Raw genomic sequence first — 16,831 nt, 5'->3', positions numbered from 1 at the left:
GACAGGCAATTCATGTGTCGACTGACACGACGCCATCGTCGGAACGCCGCCCGGAGCAAGCTCGCTCCCACAGTGGATTGATGTCGAGCACGAAGTCCGCGTACGACGAAAATTACTGTGGGAGCGAGCTTGCTCGCGATGACGGCAGAACAGGCAGAGTGAATCTGTCAATCAATCGGCGTACTGACAAACACCTCAAGCCCCTCGGCGTACGCCGTGAATGCGGCGATCCGCGGAAACTGCGCCGCACTCACCTGGTCCGGCACCACCAGATTGGTGAAGCTCCAGGCTACGGCGAGGGTAATGCCATCCTGCTCAATCGAACCGTCAGTCTTCAGCGGCTGCTTTTCCAGCTCCCGCTCCAACGCCGAATAGGCTGCCGTCAACTGGCCTTCGACCCGCTGCACCCAAGGTTCGAATTGAATCTCCTGCGGCCGCAGGTTGCGCTCGTAATAAAGCTGCACGGACTTTTCACTGGCGGCCAGCGCCAGGCCGATCAGGCGCAACGCGCGCAGGCGCTGACCCGGTTTGACGGGCATCAGGCTGTTATCGGCCAGGGTTTCCAGGTAGTCGATGATCAGTGTCGAGTCCATCAACACCTCACCATCATCCAGCACCAGGGTGGGCGCCTTGACCACCGGGTTGATCTGCTGGAATTGTTCGAGGTGGCGGAACACCGAGACCGATCGATGTTCCAGTGCGATTCCCAGGCATTTGGCAGAAATGGCGGCGCGTCTTACATAAGGCGAGTCCAGCATACCGATCAGCTTCATGGTCCTTTCCTTTATATGGCCATTTCGGGAGGGACAACCTTAGCTGAGGTTCGCGGGCCTGCAAATGACCGTGAATAATGCCCGGTGCCAGCCGTTTGTCTTCTATATACAGCCGCTCGATTGAATTTCTTGCTATAAACGCACTCCGATTACCGCCTCAAAGCCTGCCTTAGAGCATTTTCAGGGCTTTGTCGGACAAATTCGCAGTCTTTTCAGTTGCTGAGGCCTCAAGTCGGCCGTAGACTGCCGCCCCTCGTAAATTGAGTGCCGGGTGGCGCTTGGAACAAACGGCGCCTTTCCGATGGCCTGACCAGGTCTGCCGGAACGCTCCCTTATTCGCCTTAATGCACGTTTTTTTATAGAGATATCAATGACCAAGGACAAGTTGCTGGCCATGCCGGCGGATGACTACATGAATGCCGAGCAACATGCTTTTTTCTCCGAGCTGTTGCAGAACATGAAAGTCGAAACCCATGAGCGCATCGAACAGAACCGCATCGCCATCGAAAGCCTGGACACCCCGGCCGATCCGGCAGACGCGGCTTCGGTCGAAGAAGAGCGCACCTGGCTGGTGAACGCGATCGATCGCGACCAGCGCATGCTGCCTCAGTTGGAACAAGCCCTTGAGCGCATCAAGGAAGACAGCTTCGGCTGGTGCGACGACAGCGGCGAGGCGATTGGCCTCAAGCGCCTGCTGATCAGCCCGACCACCAAGTACTGCATCGAAGCTCAGGAACGTCACGAGCAAATCGACAAGCACCAGCGTCAGGCCTGATTCTGTGAGGCAGCCCTGTTAATCCGGGCTGCCTTGAAAAGATCGCAGCCTGCGGCAGCTCCTACGCAATTGAAGTAGGGCGCTGCTGCAGGCTGCGATCTTTGTTTTCTGCCGTCTTCGATTTCCCGGTTCTTCTATTGATCTGCTGCAACGTTCGCGACTAAAGGCTCATGGATAATGGCTTTATGGTGGCGTTTAATGCGAAGACAACAATTAGAAGCTTTCCGGGGTGACGATGATGACGAGAGACGGGTCTCTGGTTGCGGCAGTGCCCGCACCCGTGCTGTTGCCGAAAAACCGCTGGCTGACGCCAACGCTGCAAAGCATCGCCCTGATGCTGTTGTTATGTGGCATGACGCTGGGCGACGGGGCGCTCTACCTTGGCCTGCCCCTGGCCGTATTGATTATCTGGCTGCCTCGCCTGCGTTCGCGCGCGTCCCCTGAGGCTGCTTGCCCCGACAACCCCGATGCCATCGGCGAGTTGACTCGCGATCTTTCCTGCACCACCAGCCATAACGCGCTGTCAGCCGCCGGTGTGGCGTTTTCGGTTCGGCAACTGGCGGACAAACTGCAATCACAGCTCACGGCGGCGGCACAGATCGTCAGCAATGCCGAGGTCATGATCACCACCGAACAGGCCACCTCGACGCTCAGTCGCCAGGCGCTCAGTGCCGCCAGCGAAGCTCATCAAAGCGGAGTGGTCGGGCGTACGGAATTGATCGAGTCCATCGCGCGCATGCATCAGCTCAGTCAGCGCGCCAGCAACAGCCGTGAACTGATCGAAGCCTTGAGCCTGCGCAGCGATGATATCCAGCGAGTGACCCTGGTGATTCAGTCCATCGCCAGCCAGACCAATCTGTTGGCGTTGAACGCCGCGATAGAAGCGGCGCGGGCGGGGGAGCACGGTCGCGGGTTCGCAGTGGTGGCCGACGAGGTTCGCGGGCTCGCCGCACGCACGGCGACTGCCACGGGGGAGGTGGGCGAAATGGTGGCCGACATCCAGCATCGCACGGCGCAGGTGGTGGAGCAGATCCGCCAACTGTCCAGCGACCTTGACTCCGGCGTCGAGCAGGTCGAGCGCACGGGGCAGCACCTGGAGAACATTGCCCGACTGGCGGCCAGCGTCGAGTCCCAGGTCGGAGAAATCGCCCAAGGGGCCGACACCAACCGCGAACAACTCGACAGCCTGTTTCACGCCATCGAACAGATGCGCAGCGATCTGGTGGTCAGCGACCAGCAGACTCAGCGTCTGGCCCAGGCGGCGGTGCAAATGGAAGGGCAAGCCGAAACCATCAGCGAGCGTCTTGCCGAAGTTGGGCTGGATGACTATCACCAACGGATCTATGACCTGGCCCGGGAAGGCGCGGGTCAGATTGCCGCGCGTTTCGAGGCGGATATCGATGCCGGTCGAATCAGTCTCGACGATCTGTTCGACCGCAATTACCAGGTCATCCCCAATACCAGTCCGACCAAGTACCAGACGCGTTTCGACCGCTACACCGATCAGGTTTTGCCAGCGATTCAAGAACCGTTGTTACCGCGTCACGAAGGATTGGTGTTCGCCATCGCCTGCACCCAGCAAGGTTATGTGCCGACCCACAACAAGGCGTTCAGCCAGCCGCTGACGGGGGACGCACAGGTCGATGCCTTGCAGAACCGGACCAAACGCAAATTCGCTGACCGCACCGGAATCCGCTGCGGCAGCCATCAGAAGGCCGTGCTGCTGCAAACCTATACCCGTGATACCGGCGAGTTGATGCACGATCTTTCGGTGCCGATCATGCTCAAGGGCCGGCATTGGGGGGGCTTGCGGCTGGGCTACAAACCGGAAAAACCTCGCTAGAAGCGCCGGGCTGCCGAATGATTGTTGCAAATTCTGCAATTAACCTGTGCAGGGTTTTGCTGTTTCCTCGCCGGAAAACTAATTAACATACCTACTAATTAGGTTGCTAACTAAGTTCGGGAGGTCAGCATGCAAGGCAAAGTTGATGTCGCGGTCATGATCGGCAGCGGAGTACCTGCCAATCTTCGCTCTATGGGGCGCAAGGTTTGCTGGGTGGTGTTGCTCAATGGCGAGCGCCGGGGCACGGCGTTCTCCAGTCGCGACGAAGCGGAGGAGTGCAAGGCTGCCTGGGTGGCGCAATTGAGCGCCGAAAGGTCTGGCAGCCTGCATTGAGGTTGTCAGTGGGTCTGGTGCATGCGCAGGTTCAGGTCGTCGACCACCCGCGCCCAGTCAGCGTCTTCGCGTAGTTGTTCCTTGAGGAAACCGGCCTGTTGCGGTGACCAGAACTCGGCATCGATGAGTTTCTTGTCGTCAGACAGGAAGTGGCCGGCAATGAAGTCGTCGATCGCTTTCTGGCTGGAGTCCAGGCCGAGCTGGTCGAACAGGCCTTTCAAGTCGTGGGTCGGTGATTCCATCTTCATCTCCTTGCAGGTCATCAGTCGGGTCGAGGGATGAGGCGCACCCCGGATTCGAGGGCGCCGCAGCGGTGGAGTTCGATCGCGATGTTCAAGTGCAACAATGAGCATAGACGGCCAACCCGACCATCAGGCGTTCAATGCACCCGCATCGACCGCGGCCTTGAGTTCCCTGGCCGACTCCTGGGCCGCGATGGCGGCGACATCCGGGGTTTTGAACCAGCGATCCTTTTCGACCTGGTGATACGTCACGGTCTTGAGCGGTGGTTTGGCGCGCATGACAATCACGGCCTGGAATTCACCTTCGACTTCTCTGGCTTCACCCCGGATAAAAAACTCGCCGATATCAAATTCCGTCACGTTGCAGACTTCCCTTGGAAATACATTGTTGTTGTCAACGCAACCCGATTTTTGCGGATCCGTTTTATTGGGCGGGCAGTATGGCAGTAGTTGCCCGTCGACGGCTGAGATAAGTCGACGGGCAGACGAAACGTCGATAGAAGCGAGCGCGGTGGGATGTCAACCGTGTGATTCAAGAAGCCGGGCGAGGGCACAGGCTTCGTTATGATTGGCTCGGAAACCTCTTACACAGCCTGTAGAAATATCCTTGATGTGAAAGAAGGCAATGCCCGCCATTACCACCTGAAATCGCGGGCGGGGCGGGGCATCAGAAGCTGGTTCATGGAGGCAGAGCCGTGTCGGGCGTGGGGCCGGAGCTGTTTCCGAGTCAGGCAGCAAGGGATAGGCAAAGTGTGTCAGCGTGCACATATGAAGTCCTTTTCATTGTTTTACCGACGTATGTACGTCGTTTTGGCTAGTCGCCAAGAGCATCGCTGCTCTAGAATCACCCTCACTGGTGGGTGAATGATGTTTATCTAAAGCAATTTTTTGCGGACGATATGTAGGAAAAGTTTTTTTCTTGATGAGATTTTTCCCCGAAGTTGATAGTCCATAATTTTCTGGCAGCAGGAAGGGTGTTTTCCTTCAGCCTGTGACGAACACCCGTCAGGACGACGCGAGTGACGTTCCAGTAGTCTTCTCAAGCTTCGTGGTGAATGAGTGCACTGCTCATTCAGGACTTCAACCCGGGTTCTTTGGCTACACCTTCGGCATTGCCGCTTTTTTGGCTGTGCGTTCATTTTTCGCGCACGGCACCATTATTCAGATGTGGGGATGTTTCCTTGGCAGTAAGTAATCTCGATATGCATGCTTTGTTCGTGCTGGGTGATTTGCGCGCAAAGCTGGTCAAGCAGTTTCAGTCACGTTTCGTTTACATCACCGAACAGAACGCTGAAGGCATTTACATTGCCGAAATCGACACCGAATCAGCCCTGGTGGTGGACGACAAGCCCGGACTCAAACTCAAGGTCGGCGACCATTTCAGCGCGTCCGTGCTGCCCAGTCGCGAAGGCGGCAAGCTGGACATCAAGTTCCGCGACATCAAGCTGACGGTTTACGGAATAGGCGACTACGCCTTCGTGACCACGGCCGACGGCCAGGGGATCGTGTTCAAGGAAGGTCACAGCGTGGTGATGGTGTTCGCTGCCCATCAACAGTTGCAGGAAGGCCTGACCAAGACTCTCAAGGCCGTGACCGCCAAAGCGGCCAAGTGGCGCAAGGGCGAGCTGGTGACCTTCAAGGCCAGCGAGTGATGACCCTGACCCGCGCCGACTTCCACGAACAGAACCTGGCCAGCGCTCAAGACGAAGCGCGGCGGTTGTTCGGGCAGAAGACCATTCTGCAGGGGGGCTGGCTGAACTGGGTGGCGTCACGGCTTTACCAACTGCAACCGGCGGAGTACGCCAGCATGGTCAGACGAGAACTGATGCGTTTGCAGGAAACTTGCGAAAACTGATCCACGCACCTCGAAAGCAGCAACCTCTACTACAGTCATTGGACTGAGTATTCAGAGGCTTCGCGGTCTACTGCCAGGCCATCCTGCTATTGCTGTGAACAGCACGAGGTGCAAAAGCATGAACGGATTTCGACGGTTGCTGGCCGCTGTCCTGGCCACTTTCGGTTTGCTGGCGACACCCGCCCTGGTGTCTGCCGCCCAGACACCGATCCACTTCGCCGACCTGAACTGGGAAAGCGGCAGCCTGATTACCGATGTCCTGCGCATCATTGTCGAGAAGGGCTACGGGCTGCCGACCGACACCTTGCCGGGCACCACCATTACCCTGGAAACCGCGCTGGCCAATAATGACATCCAGGTCATTGGCGAAGAGTGGGCCGGTCGCAGCCCGGTGTGGGTCAAGGCGGAAGCCGAAGGCAAGGTCGTCAGCCTCGGCGACACAGTCAAGGGTGCTACCGAAGGCTGGTGGGTGCCGGAATATGTGATCAAGGGCGACCCGGCCAAGGGCATCAAGCCGCTGGCGCCGGACCTGCGCAGCGTCAGCGACCTGCCGAAATACAAAGACGTGTTCAAGGATCCGGAAGCCCCGACCAAAGGACGTTTCCTCAACAGCCCTATCGGCTGGACCTCGGAAGTGGTCAACAAGCAGAAGCTCAAGGCGTATGGGCTGGACGACAGCTACGTTAACTTCCGCAGCGGTTCGGGCGCGGCACTGGATGCAGAGATCAGTTCGTCGATTCATCGTGGCAAGCCGGTGCTGTTTTACTACTGGTCGCCCACGCCGTTACTTGGCCGCTTCAAGCTGATTCAACTCGAAGAGCCACCGTTCGACGCCGAAGCCTGGAAGACCTTGACCGACGCCGACAACCCCAATCCTCAGCCGACCCGTTCCCTGGCCTCCAAGCTGTCGATCGGTGTGTCCACCCCGTTCCAGAAGCAATATCCGCAGATTGCCGAGTTCTTTGCCAAGGTCGAGTTTCCGATCGATCCGCTGAACAAAGCACTGGCCGAGATGAGCGAGAAACATACGCCGCCGCGCCAGGCGGCAGAGGCGTTCATGAAGGCCCATCCGGACGTCTGGCGGGCCTGGCTGCCCAAGGACGTGGCGGATAAAGTCTCCGCCGCCCTGTAGGAGCTGCCGCAGGCTGCGATCTTTTGATCTTGTCTAAAAAAAGCAAAATCAAAAGATCGCAGCCTGCGGCAGCTCCTACAATGTTCTGTTCATATCCCTTTCAAGGATCTCTGAACCATGACTTTGCTGTTGGCTCAATCGCTGGTGACGATCTTCGCCGTGATCAGTCTGGTGCATGTGTATTGGGCGTTGGGTGGCGAATGGGCGGCGGTGGCGGCGGTCCCGCAAGTACCGCAGGAGGGCAGTGCGCAACTGAGGCCGGCGTTCAAGCCACGAGGCTGGATCACACTGGTGGTGGCCGGGCTGTTGCTGTTGATTGCCGTGCTGGTGTGCTTGCGGGTGGGTTGGTGCCTGCCACACTTGCATCACTGGTCGTTGCAGTGGGTGATCAGCGCGATTGCGATTTTGCTGTTTGCCCGGGCCATTGGCGATTCGGAACTGGTGGGGTTTTTCAAAGAGGTCAAAGGCTCGGAATTTGCCCGGCTCGACACCTGGGTTTACTCACCGTTGTGTGTGGTGCTGGGGGCGGGGTTGTTGGCGGTGGCCTGGGTCTGAGACAGGCCGGTCCAGTCAATACAAATCCTTGGTCTAACTACCGCTCTCCGTCCGCCGGCTGCTCACCTCGGCCGGCACATCATCCCCGGCCATGCGTTTGCGAAACAGCGCCGCCCGGGCCAGCAGCAAGGTCGTCACCGGCACGGTAATCGCCAGCAGGATCGGAATCAGCCAGGCGTGCAATACCGGCGCGGACTTGAGCGCCGAAAAATAGATGATCGAAGCCAGCGCCACGCACCAGGTCCCGAGCGTCGAGGCCAGGGCCGGTGGGTGCATGCGCTGGAAGTAGTCCTTCATGCGTAGCAGGCCCGTGGCGCCGATCAATGCAAACAGGCTGCCGAGCACCAGCAGGATCGCCACCGGGATCTCCACCCACAACGACAATGGCGTATTCATTCGATCACCTCACCACGCAGCAGGAATTTCGCCAGGGCGAACGAACCGACGAAGCCGAACAGGGCGATCAGCAGCGCCGCCTCGAAGTAGGTGTCACTGGCATAGCGAATGCCCAGCGCCAGCATCATCAGCATCGCGACGATGTACAGGTAGTCCAGCGCCAGGACCCGATCCTGGGCCGACGGCCCCTTGAACAGGCGGAGCAGGGTCAGGATCATCGCCAGGGAAAAAAAGAACAGGCTCAGCATGATCGCGTTCGACAGCAGCGGGCTCATTCGAAGATCTCCATCAACGGACGTTCGTAGGTCGCCTTGAAGTGCTGGATGAACAGCTCCTCGTCGTCCAGGTCGAAGACGTGCAACAGCAGAATGCTGCGGTCCAGCGCCAGCTCCGACCAGACCGTACCGGGCACCACCGTGGTGATCATCGACAGCGCGGCCAGGCCGTTGGCGTCACGCAAGTCCAGCGGCACCTTGATGAATTGCGAGCGGGGCGGGCGGCGCCCCGCATTGAGCACGCTCCAGGCCACGGCGAGGTTGGACACCAGCACATCGCGCCCGACCAGCAGGACCAGGCGCAGGATCACCCAGGGACGACGGATGCGCACCGGCAGCGGACGCAGCCTGCGCATCATCAATGGCGCACAGAACCCCAGCACCGCACCCAGCAGCAGGTTGCCGGGGCTGATCGACAGGTTCAGCAGCAGCCACAGCAGCCACAGGGCCAGCGACAGCAGCGGTGCAGGAAACAGGTGCTTCATGGTTGCACCTCCTGCGGGGCTGCTACGGCCGACGGGTTCGGTACAACGCGCGTGTCGAGCACTGCCATCACGTATTGCTGCGGGTTGTACAAGGCATCGGCGGCGGCCTGGGTGTAGCGCAGCAGCGGATCGGCCTTGAAGGTCAGCGCAATGCTCAAGCCCAGCAGGGCGAAGATCGGTATGCATTCCAGGCGTCGCAGCAGGGGCGATGGCCGTTCCGCTGGCGTCCAGAAGCGCTGGACTCCCAAGCGCGAGAACGCGATCAGCGACGCCAGCCCGGACACGATCAACAGCACCAACAGGCCCCACGCGGCGTTGGAAATCGGCGTGTCGCCGCTGTTGCCCAGGCCGAGCGGATTGAGCAGGGCACCGATCAACCCGAGTTTGCCGATAAAGCCGGAGAGCGGCGGCATGCCGATGATCAGTAAGGCGCAGGCGATGAAACTCAGGCCGAGAAACGCCATGGTCCAGGGAATCACCTGGCCGACCACGGCTTTCTGGTCGTCGTCGAGGTTGGTGCCTTTGGGCGGATGCAGGGATTCCAGAGGACGGGGCAACAGTTCGGTTTCATCTTCGAGCAGGATTTCGTTGGCCGAGCGCGAGCGCTCGATCAGTTCGGCCAGCAGGAACAGCGCGCTCAACGCCAGGGTCGAGCTGAACAGGTAGAACAGCGCCGCGCCAACCAGGTTCGGCTGGGCGAAACCGATGGTCGACAGCAGAATGCCCGCCGACACCAGGATGCTCAGGCTGGCCATGCGCTCCAGGCGTTGCGCGGCGAGGATCGCAATGGCGGCGCAGACGATGGTCGCCATGCCGCCGTAGATCAGCCAGTCACCGCCAAAGAACGCCGATGACCCGGCTTGGGCAGAGAACAGCAGCGTCCACAGCCGCAGCAAGGTGTAGACGCCAACCTTGGTCATGATCGCGAACATCGCCGCCACCGGCGCGCTGGCCGAGGAATAGGCCGGCACCAGCCAGAAGTTCAGCGGCCACATGCCGGCCTTGGCCAGGAATGCGATGGCCAGGATCCCCGCACCGGCGTGAAGCAAGCCGCGATCGGCTTCGGACACCAGCGGGATTTTAACCGCCAGGTCGGCCATGTTCAGCGTGCCGGTGACCCCATAGATCAGCGCCGCGCCAATCAGGAACAGCGATGAGGCCAACAGGTTGATCGAGATGTAATGCAGCCCCGACGACACCCGCGCCGGGCCAGAGCCGTGGAGCATCAACCCGTAGGACGCGGCCAGCAACACCTCGAAGAACACGAACAGGTTGAACAGGTCAGCGGTGAGGAACGCGCCGTAAAGGCCCATCAACTGGATCTGGAACAGCGCGTGAAAACTCGAACCGGCGCTGTCCCAGCGTGCCATGGCAAACAGCAGGGCACTGACGCCGATGATGCCGGTCAGCACCAGCATCAGCGCCGACAGGCGATCGACCACCAGCACCAGGCCGAACGGCACTTGCCAGTTGCCTGGCAGGTACACACCGATGGAGCCGGGCACGCCGGTGGTTTGTGTCCATTGCAACAATGCCACGGCAATGCCCAGCCCGAGCAGGCTGGAGAACAGATTGATCTTCGCCTTGAGCGGCCGGTGCTTCTCGCCGAGCATCAGCATGATCGCGGCGGTCAGCAGCGGCAGCAGAATGGGCGCGACGATCAGGTGAGTCATCGCCATCATTCCCTGGGCTCCCGGCCATCGACATGGTCGGTGCCGGTCAGGCCCCGGGAGGCCAGCAGCACCACCAGGAACAGCGCGGTCATGGCAAAGCTGATGACGATCGCCGTCAGCACCAGTGCCTGCGGCAACGGGTCGGTGTAGTGCAGCAGATCCTGCGGCACGCCGTCCTTGATGATCGGTTCCTTGCCGATGAACAGGCTGCCCATGCTGAAGATGAACAGATTGACGCCGTAGGACAGCAGGCACAGGCCCATGACCACCTGGAACGTCCGTGGCCGCAGGATCAGCCAGACGCCGGACGCGGCCAGTACGCCGATGGCGATTGCGATGACTTCTTCCATCAGACGGCTCCCTTGGCGGCAACGGATTTGGGCTGGGCAGCGGTTTTGTGGCCCCGCACCGATTGGTGGGCGAGGGCGGTGAGGATCAACAGGGTCGAACCGACCACCACGCCGTACACACCGATGTCGAAGAACAGCGCGCTGGCCAGGTGAATGTCACCCAGTAGCGGCAGCGAGAAATGCCAGGTGTGGGTGGTCAGGAACGGATAGCCGGCGACCATCGCGCCCAGGCCCGTGGCCGTGGCAATCATCAGGCCCGTGCCCATCCAGCGCAGTGGCCGCAGGCTCATCTGCGCCTCGACCCACTGCGTGCCCGCGACCATGTATTGCAGGATGAACGCCACCGACATCACCAGCCCGGCGACAAAGCCGCCGCCCGGTTGATTGTGCCCGCGCATGAACAGGTAGAACGACACCACCAGCGCCACCGGCAACAGCAGGCGCACCAGCACCGCCGGCACCATCATGAAACCGAGCGCGGTGTCGCTGGCGTGACGCGGGTTGACCAGGTCGGTGACCACGTCGGGTGCAAGCAAGCGTTGCTGGGCCGGCAGTTGCAGGCTTTCTTTCGGCGGACGGAAGCGGCGCAGCAGGGCGAACACGGTCAGGGCCACGGCCACCAGCACGGTGATTTCACCGAGGGTGTCGAAACCACGGAAGTCCACCAGCATCACGTTGACCACGTTGCTGCCGCCGCCTTCGGGCAAGGCGCGACTGAGGTAGAACGAGGAAATATCGTTGGGGGTCTGGCGCGTCAGCATGGCGTAGGCCAGCAACGCCATGCCGACACCGACCGCGGTCGACAGCAGCAAGTCGCGGATACGCCGAACCCGCGCCCGGCGCAGGCTGCCCGGCAACGGCGAGACCTCCTCGATCCGTCGTGGCAGCCAGCGCAGGCCCAGCAGGATCAGCACCGTGGTCACCACTTCGACCGCCAGTTGGGTCAGGGCGAGGTCCGGCGCCGAAAACCAGACGAAGGTGACGCAGGTCATCAGGCCGCAAACGCTGACCATGGTCAGGGCCGCGAGGCGGTGATACTTGGCTTGATAGGCCGCGCCAAGGGCGCAGACGATGGCCAGCAACCACAAGGTGACGAACACGATCGACCCGGGGATTTTCGGTCGGTCACCCCAGTGAAGGCTGCTGTGCAGCATGGGAATCAACCCCGCCAGCACGGCGGCGAACACCACCAGGAACAACTGCATTTGCAGGCGTTTGGTGCCAATCCGCGGTTCCAGGCGACGGGCCAGGCGCATGCTGGCGACCAGCGCGTATTCGAACAGGTGCTTGCCGTCCAGGCGCCCGATGACGGGCGGACGGTCGAAACGCCCGCGCTTGAATTGATTGCGCAGCAGCAGATACAGCACGGAGCCGCAGGACAAGGCGATCAGGCTCATGATCATCGGCGCGTTCAGGCCGTGCCAGATGGCCAGGCTGTACTCGGGCAGCGTGCCGCCGACCACCGGTTGCGCCGCCGCCGCGAGCAGCGGGCCGACTATCTGGGCCGGGAAGATCCCCACCAGCAGGCAGGCGAACACCAGCAACTCGACCGGCGCGCGCATCCAGCGCGGCGGTTCGTGGGGGGTGTGGGGCAGGTCGGTCGCGGGCGGGCCGAAGAACACATCCACGGTGAAACGCAGGGAGTAAGCCACGCTGAAGGTACCGGCAATGGTTGCCACGATCGGCAAGCTCAGTTCGATCCAGCGCGTGGCATTGATGAACACGGTTTCGGCGAAGAACATCTCTTTTGAAAGGAAGCCGTTTAGCAACGGCACGCCGGCCATCGAGGCGCTGGCGACCATGGCCAGGGTGGCGGTAAACGGCATCAGCTTGTACAGGCCGCTGAGTTTGCGGATATCGCGGGTGCCGCTTTCGTGGTCGATGATGCCGGCGGCCATGAACAACGAGGCCTTGAACGTCGCGTGGTTGAGGATGTGGAACACCGCGGCGACGGCGGCCAGCGGGCTGTTCAAGCCAAGCAACAGGGTGATCAGGCCCAGGTGGCTGATGGTCGAGTAGGCCAGCAATCCCTTGAGGTCGTTCTGGAACATCGCGCAGTACGCCCCGAGCAACAGGGTGCAGGCACCGGCGCCGCTGACGATGTAGAACCATTCTTCACTGCCCGACAGCGAAGGCCATAGCCGCGCGAGCAGGAAGACCCCGGCCTTGACCATGGTCGCCGAGTGCAAATACGCCGACACGGGCGTCGGCGCGGCCATGGCGTGGGGCAGCCAGAAGTGAAAGGGAAATTGCGCACTTTTGCTCAGTGCGCCGATCAGGATCAGGGGCAACAGGATCGGGTAGAGGGCATGGGCGCGAATCAGGTCGCCGGCGGCCAGGACCTTGTCCAGGTCATAGCTGCCGACCACATGGCCGAGCAGCATGACCCCCGCCAGCAGGCACAAGCCGCCTGCACCGGTCACCATCAGCGCCATGTAGGCACCGCGCCGGGCATCGGCGCGATGGTGCCAGTAGCCGATCAACAGGAAGGAGAAGAGACTGGTCAGCTCCCAGAAAAACACGATCTGGATCAGGTTGCCGGAAATCACCAGCCCGAGCATGGCGCCCATGAAGGCCAGGAAAAACGCGAAGAATCGCGGCACCGGATCGTTCGGCGACATGTAGTAGCGGGCGTACAGCGAAACCAGGGTGCCGATGCCCAGCACCAGCATGGAGAACAGCCAGGCGAAACCGTCCATGCGCAGGACGAAGTTCAGGCCCAGGCTGGGCAGCCATGAAAACTCTTCGCGAATGACGCCGCCATCGGCGATCTGCGGGTACAGGAAGGCGACCTGAAGGGTGCCGATCAGGGCGATCAGGCCAGCCAGCAGGGATTCGGCGTTACGGGCATTGTGCGGCAACACGGCCGCCAAACAGCTGCCTATGAAAGGCAGAAGCAGTAGAACTATCAGGGACATAGGCTTCTAATCTGCGGAAGTTTGTGAAGCATCATACGTGCCAGCTCCCGGATCACCAAACGCCAAGCTGTCGCAGAATCCTACACGGTAGACGGAAATGCCCTGTTTAACATTGTTTCATTGGGAGGCAAAAAAGATCGCAGCCTGCGGCAGCTCCTACAAAGTACGCATTTCAATGTAGGAGCTGCCGCAGGCTGCGATCTTTTGATCTTTAATGCTTCAGTTGCCGCTTTCGCTTTCCAGCAGTTCGTCAACCGCCGTAGCCTTACCCTTGGTCCTCAACTCACTGACTATCACCGCCGCTACAATCAACCCGGCCCCGACCAGGGCAATCGCCGGCAAGCGCTCCCCGGCAATGCGCCCGACAATCCCGGCCCATACCGGTTCGCCGGCATAGATCAGCGTGGCGCGGGTCGGTGAAACGCTTTTCTGTGCCCAGTTCATCGCCACCTGAATCGCCGCACTCGCCGCCCCAAGACCCAGTGCACTGCACAGCAGCAACCAGGAGAAGTCCGGTATCGCCTCGTTGGTCGGCACCACCATCAGGAACGACAGCACCGAAGTGACTGCCAGTTGCACCGTCGTCACCCGGCGCACATCGACCTGGCCGGCATAGGTGCTGATCAGGATGATCTCGGCCGCAATGGCCACGGCGCTGATCAAGGTGGCGATTTCACCGGGGCTGAAGTTGAACGACGCACCGGACGGCCCGGACAGCAGCATCAACCCGGTAAAGGCCAGCATGATGCCGATGCTCGGCATCAACCCCGGACGCCGCCCCAGCACCAGCCATTGCAGTAACGGCACAAACGGGACGTACAGCGCGGTAATGAATGCCGATTGGCTGCTGGGAATGCTCTGCAACCCGACCGTTTGCAAGCCGTAGCCGAGCATGATCGCCACACCGATAAACGCCCCGGCCTTGAGTTCGAACAGGGTCAGGTCGCGCAGGTGACGCCAGGAAAACAGGGCGACGATGCTCGCGGCGGCGGCAAAGCGCAGGCCGACGAAAAACATCGGGCCGCTGACGGTCATCGCATGCTGTACCAGCAGGAAGGTACCGCCCCAGACCATGGTGATCAGCACCAGCACGCATTCGGCCTTGCTGAATCTTGTAATACGGGAGGAAGCCTTTGAGGAGTTCACCGACGTCATGACCTTGCACGCTACTGGAGGGGGACGCACAATGCGTCGAATGTTGCGCAGTATACTGCCCAACCCCACTCAGTGAGCAATATAGTGCACAAAGATTCTACCCAACGGGCTTCGGTCCTCCAGCATGTCAGTCAAAACGTCCGTCGTTTGCGTCATGCCGCCGACCTGAGCCAGACGGCGCTGGCCGAAAAGTCCGGTGTCAGCCGTCGAATGCTGGTGGCGATCGAGGCAGGGGAAAAGAACGTCAGCCTGACCACCCTCGATCGCGTCGCCGAAGCCCTCGACGTCGCCTTCAGCGATTTGATCCAGGCGCCTGACGCCCGCGATCCCAGCCGTATCAATGAGCTGGCCTGGACCGGCACGATCCCCGGCAGCAGGGCGGTGTTGCTCTCCAAAGCCCAGGCCAGCCGCGAAGTCGAACAGTGGGAGTGGTGCCTGCAACCGGGCGAAGTGTATCCGTCGGAGCCGGACGCCGATGGCTGGAGCGAGCAGATTTATGTCTTCGAAGGTTGCCTGACCGTTATGCTCGGCGACCAGGCGCAAAATATCGCGGCGGGTGAATTCTTCATGTTCGCCAGCAACCAGCCGCACTGTTATCGCAATGACGGGGCGGTGGCGGCGAAGTTTGTGCGTAATGTGGTGATCTGAACAGGGAGTGAACGATGGGCCATAGCTTGACCAATGACGCCGACATCCTGATTGTCGGTGGCGGCCTCAGTGGCGCGATGCTGGCGGCGCAGTTGATGCGTTTGCCGGGCCGGCGCCGGGTGCTGGTGATCGAGCCCCGGGCCGAGTTGGGCCGGGGCGAAGCCTACAGCGCGGTGGAACCGGGTCATACCCTTAACGGCAACGCGGCGCGGATGAGTGTCGACCCGGACAATGCCGACGACCTGACCCAATGGTTGACCGGGTACATCGAGGCGGGCGGCTGGCCGGAATCGGATCAGCAGCACGTGCCGATCAGCGAACTGTTTCCGCCACGGGGCGTTTTCGGCCTGTACGCCCGGCAACGCCTGGCAGAAGCGCAGGCGCTGGGCGCCTTGAACGGTTCGACGGTCGAGCATGTACAGGCCGAAGTGGTCGACTTGCAAGCCGATGCCGATGACGTACGGTTGACCTTGAGCGACGGTCGATGCGTGCAGGGCGCTTATGCGGTCTTGGCCACGGGGATGTTTCCCGCCGCGCGCACGCCACAAACCCGCTCCAGCGGCTTGAATGCGGCGGCCCTCGATCCGTGGGACGTGGCGGCCATGCAGCGGCTCGATCCGCAATCGACGGTCATGATCATCGGCTCGGGCCTGACCATGGTCGATGCCGTGGTGTCCCTGGAACAGGCCGGACATCGCGGGCCGATCGAAGTGTTTTCCCGTCATGGCCTGCTGCCCCATGTGCGTCGCCAGCCACCGGCCTGGGTGGACTTTCTCGCCGAGGATCAGCGCATCCGCACACCTCGCCAGTTGATGCGTGAACTGCGTCGACACTGCCGGGACGCCATCGCCCAGGGCATCGATTGGCAGGCGCCACTGGACACGGTGCGGGCACATATCGGCCGCTTGTGGCATCAGGCGACGGACATACAGCGTCGGCAGTTCGTGCGGCATGTGCGGCCGTGGTGGGAAAGCCATCACCACCGCTCGCCACCCTTGAGCGCCGAACTGGTGGAGCGCTTGTATAAAGAAGGGCGGTTACGTATTCACGCAGCCTCTTACCAGGGCCTCGAGTCCTCGCTGAACGGCGAGGTGAGTATTCGCCTTCGACGGCGCGGCGAGGCGCAGACCTGCGTGGTCAGCGGTGCCGCCCTGATCAACTCCAGCGGTATCGAATACGACTGGCGCCGGGTCGCGCGGCCGTTGCCCCGGCAACTGCTCGCCCGTGGCCTGGTCCGGCCCGGACCGCTGGCCTTGGGCATCGCCGCAGAGGTCGATGGCGCGGTCCTGAACGTCGAGGGTCATCCCGCCAGCCGCCTGTTTGCCATGGGCCCGCCGTTGCGCGGCATGTGGTGGGAAAGTACCTCCGTCACCGATGTGGTGAGCCAGGCCAAGGCGTTGGCCGAACGACTGGTGCGCTAGTC

The 16,831-nt window shown here is 61.2% G+C and carries 20 protein-coding genes; 9 read left to right on the top strand and 11 right to left on the bottom strand.

Annotated features, from left to right (window positions below; all coding sequences use genetic code 11):
• Positions 1-167: 167 nt before the first annotated feature.
• Positions 168-773: a glutathione S-transferase gene (locus AC3IP0_RS17865; RefSeq protein ID WP_489316399.1), complete on the bottom strand. Its 606-nt coding sequence runs from the start codon at positions 771-773 to the stop codon at positions 168-170.
• 370 nt (positions 774-1,143) lie between these two features.
• On the opposite strand from AC3IP0_RS17865, the gene AC3IP0_RS17860 reads away from it, so the two are divergent.
• The 3 genes from AC3IP0_RS17860 to AC3IP0_RS17850 all read left to right on the top strand — a co-directional run bounded on the left by AC3IP0_RS17860 (position 1,144) and on the right by AC3IP0_RS17850 (position 3,724).
• On the top strand, positions 1,144-1,548 hold the full coding sequence (locus tag AC3IP0_RS17860) for a TraR/DksA family transcriptional regulator (protein WP_007907888.1): 405 nt from the start codon (positions 1,144-1,146) through the stop codon (positions 1,546-1,548).
• A 235-nt stretch (positions 1,549-1,783) separates the two neighbouring features.
• Positions 1,784-3,391 (top strand): methyl-accepting chemotaxis protein, encoded by a 1,608-nt coding sequence (locus AC3IP0_RS17855; RefSeq protein ID WP_489316398.1) that lies wholly within the window; start codon positions 1,784-1,786, stop codon positions 3,389-3,391.
• Between the two features lie 129 nt (positions 3,392-3,520).
• Positions 3,521-3,724: a hypothetical protein gene (locus AC3IP0_RS17850; RefSeq protein ID WP_489316397.1), complete on the top strand. Its 204-nt coding sequence runs from the start codon at positions 3,521-3,523 to the stop codon at positions 3,722-3,724.
• Between the two features lie 5 nt (positions 3,725-3,729).
• Here the strand turns inward: AC3IP0_RS17850 and AC3IP0_RS17845 are convergent, their stop codons facing one another.
• The 3 genes from AC3IP0_RS17845 to AC3IP0_RS17835 all read right to left on the bottom strand — a co-directional run bounded on the left by AC3IP0_RS17845 (position 3,730) and on the right by AC3IP0_RS17835 (position 4,734).
• Entirely contained in the window at positions 3,730-3,966 is a 237-nt protein-coding gene (locus tag AC3IP0_RS17845; protein WP_489316396.1) for a DUF2789 domain-containing protein, read from the bottom strand.
• A gap of 129 nt (positions 3,967-4,095) precedes the next feature.
• Complete coding sequence (locus tag AC3IP0_RS17840) at positions 4,096-4,326, bottom strand: hypothetical protein (protein WP_008052572.1); 231 nt, start codon at positions 4,324-4,326, stop codon at positions 4,096-4,098.
• Between the two features lie 159 nt (positions 4,327-4,485).
• Positions 4,486-4,734 (bottom strand): hypothetical protein, encoded by a 249-nt coding sequence (locus tag AC3IP0_RS17835; RefSeq protein WP_489316395.1) that lies wholly within the window; start codon positions 4,732-4,734, stop codon positions 4,486-4,488.
• A gap of 413 nt (positions 4,735-5,147) precedes the next feature.
• On the opposite strand from AC3IP0_RS17835, the gene AC3IP0_RS17830 reads away from it, so the two are divergent.
• The 4 genes from AC3IP0_RS17830 (at position 5,148) to AC3IP0_RS17815 (ending at position 7,508) form a co-directional block, all read left to right on the top strand.
• Entirely contained in the window at positions 5,148-5,618 is a 471-nt protein-coding gene (locus AC3IP0_RS17830; RefSeq protein ID WP_007986246.1) for a hypothetical protein, read from the top strand.
• Complete coding sequence (locus AC3IP0_RS17825; RefSeq protein ID WP_489316394.1) at positions 5,618-5,821, top strand: hypothetical protein; 204 nt, start codon at positions 5,618-5,620, stop codon at positions 5,819-5,821. The genes AC3IP0_RS17830 and AC3IP0_RS17825 overlap by 1 nt, the downstream gene beginning before the upstream one ends.
• Before the next feature lie 118 nt (positions 5,822-5,939).
• A complete protein-coding gene (locus tag AC3IP0_RS17820) occupies positions 5,940-6,953 on the top strand; it encodes an ABC transporter substrate-binding protein (RefSeq protein ID WP_489316393.1) in 1,014 nt (337 codons plus the stop codon).
• A 117-nt stretch (positions 6,954-7,070) separates the two neighbouring features.
• Positions 7,071-7,508 carry a DUF3995 domain-containing protein gene (locus AC3IP0_RS17815; RefSeq protein WP_489316392.1) on the top strand — a complete coding sequence of 146 codons (438 nt, stop codon included), beginning with the start codon at positions 7,071-7,073 and terminating at the stop codon, positions 7,506-7,508.
• Between the two features lie 33 nt (positions 7,509-7,541).
• On the opposite strand, the gene AC3IP0_RS17810 is transcribed toward AC3IP0_RS17815, so the two are convergent.
• From AC3IP0_RS17810 to AC3IP0_RS17780, 7 genes are all read right to left on the bottom strand, one after another.
• A complete protein-coding gene (locus tag AC3IP0_RS17810; RefSeq protein ID WP_090456437.1) occupies positions 7,542-7,904 on the bottom strand; it encodes a Na+/H+ antiporter subunit G in 363 nt (120 codons plus the stop codon).
• The gene (locus tag AC3IP0_RS17805; RefSeq protein ID WP_489316391.1) at positions 7,901-8,179 is read right to left on the bottom strand and encodes a K+/H+ antiporter subunit F; all 279 of its coding nucleotides are present in this window, start codon (positions 8,177-8,179) and stop codon (positions 7,901-7,903) included. Before AC3IP0_RS17805 ends, AC3IP0_RS17810 begins: the two co-directional genes overlap by 4 nt.
• Positions 8,176-8,664, bottom strand: a complete 489-nt coding sequence (locus tag AC3IP0_RS17800; RefSeq protein WP_489316390.1) for a Na+/H+ antiporter subunit E — start codon at positions 8,662-8,664, stop codon at positions 8,176-8,178. The genes AC3IP0_RS17805 and AC3IP0_RS17800 overlap by 4 nt, the downstream gene beginning before the upstream one ends.
• Positions 8,661-10,346, bottom strand: coding sequence for a monovalent cation/H+ antiporter subunit D (locus tag AC3IP0_RS17795; RefSeq protein ID WP_489316389.1), 1,686 nt, complete (start codon positions 10,344-10,346; stop codon positions 8,661-8,663). The genes AC3IP0_RS17800 and AC3IP0_RS17795 overlap by 4 nt, the downstream gene beginning before the upstream one ends.
• Entirely contained in the window at positions 10,343-10,687 is a 345-nt protein-coding gene (locus AC3IP0_RS17790; RefSeq protein ID WP_007973781.1) for a Na+/H+ antiporter subunit C, read from the bottom strand. The genes AC3IP0_RS17795 and AC3IP0_RS17790 overlap by 4 nt, the downstream gene beginning before the upstream one ends.
• On the bottom strand, positions 10,687-13,605 hold the full coding sequence (locus AC3IP0_RS17785; protein WP_489325501.1) for a monovalent cation/H+ antiporter subunit A: 2,919 nt from the start codon (positions 13,603-13,605) through the stop codon (positions 10,687-10,689). Before AC3IP0_RS17785 ends, AC3IP0_RS17790 begins: the two co-directional genes overlap by 1 nt.
• Positions 13,606-13,824: 219 nt before the next feature.
• On the bottom strand, positions 13,825-14,829 hold the full coding sequence (locus AC3IP0_RS17780; protein WP_489316387.1) for a DMT family transporter: 1,005 nt from the start codon (positions 14,827-14,829) through the stop codon (positions 13,825-13,827).
• Positions 14,830-14,844: 15 nt separating this feature from the next.
• On the opposite strand from AC3IP0_RS17780, the gene AC3IP0_RS17775 reads away from it, so the two are divergent.
• On the top strand, positions 14,845-15,408 hold the full coding sequence (locus tag AC3IP0_RS17775) for a helix-turn-helix domain-containing protein (RefSeq protein WP_489316386.1): 564 nt from the start codon (positions 14,845-14,847) through the stop codon (positions 15,406-15,408).
• Positions 15,409-15,422: 14 nt separating this feature from the next.
• Positions 15,423-16,829 carry an FAD/NAD(P)-binding protein gene (locus tag AC3IP0_RS17770; RefSeq protein WP_489325499.1) on the top strand — a complete coding sequence of 469 codons (1,407 nt, stop codon included), beginning with the start codon at positions 15,423-15,425 and terminating at the stop codon, positions 16,827-16,829.
• The last annotated feature ends 2 nt before the right edge of the window (positions 16,830-16,831 follow it).

This window comes from Pseudomonas sp. GL_103 (assembly GCF_057835175.1).
This window is presented reverse-complemented; position numbering and strand designations above follow the sequence as displayed.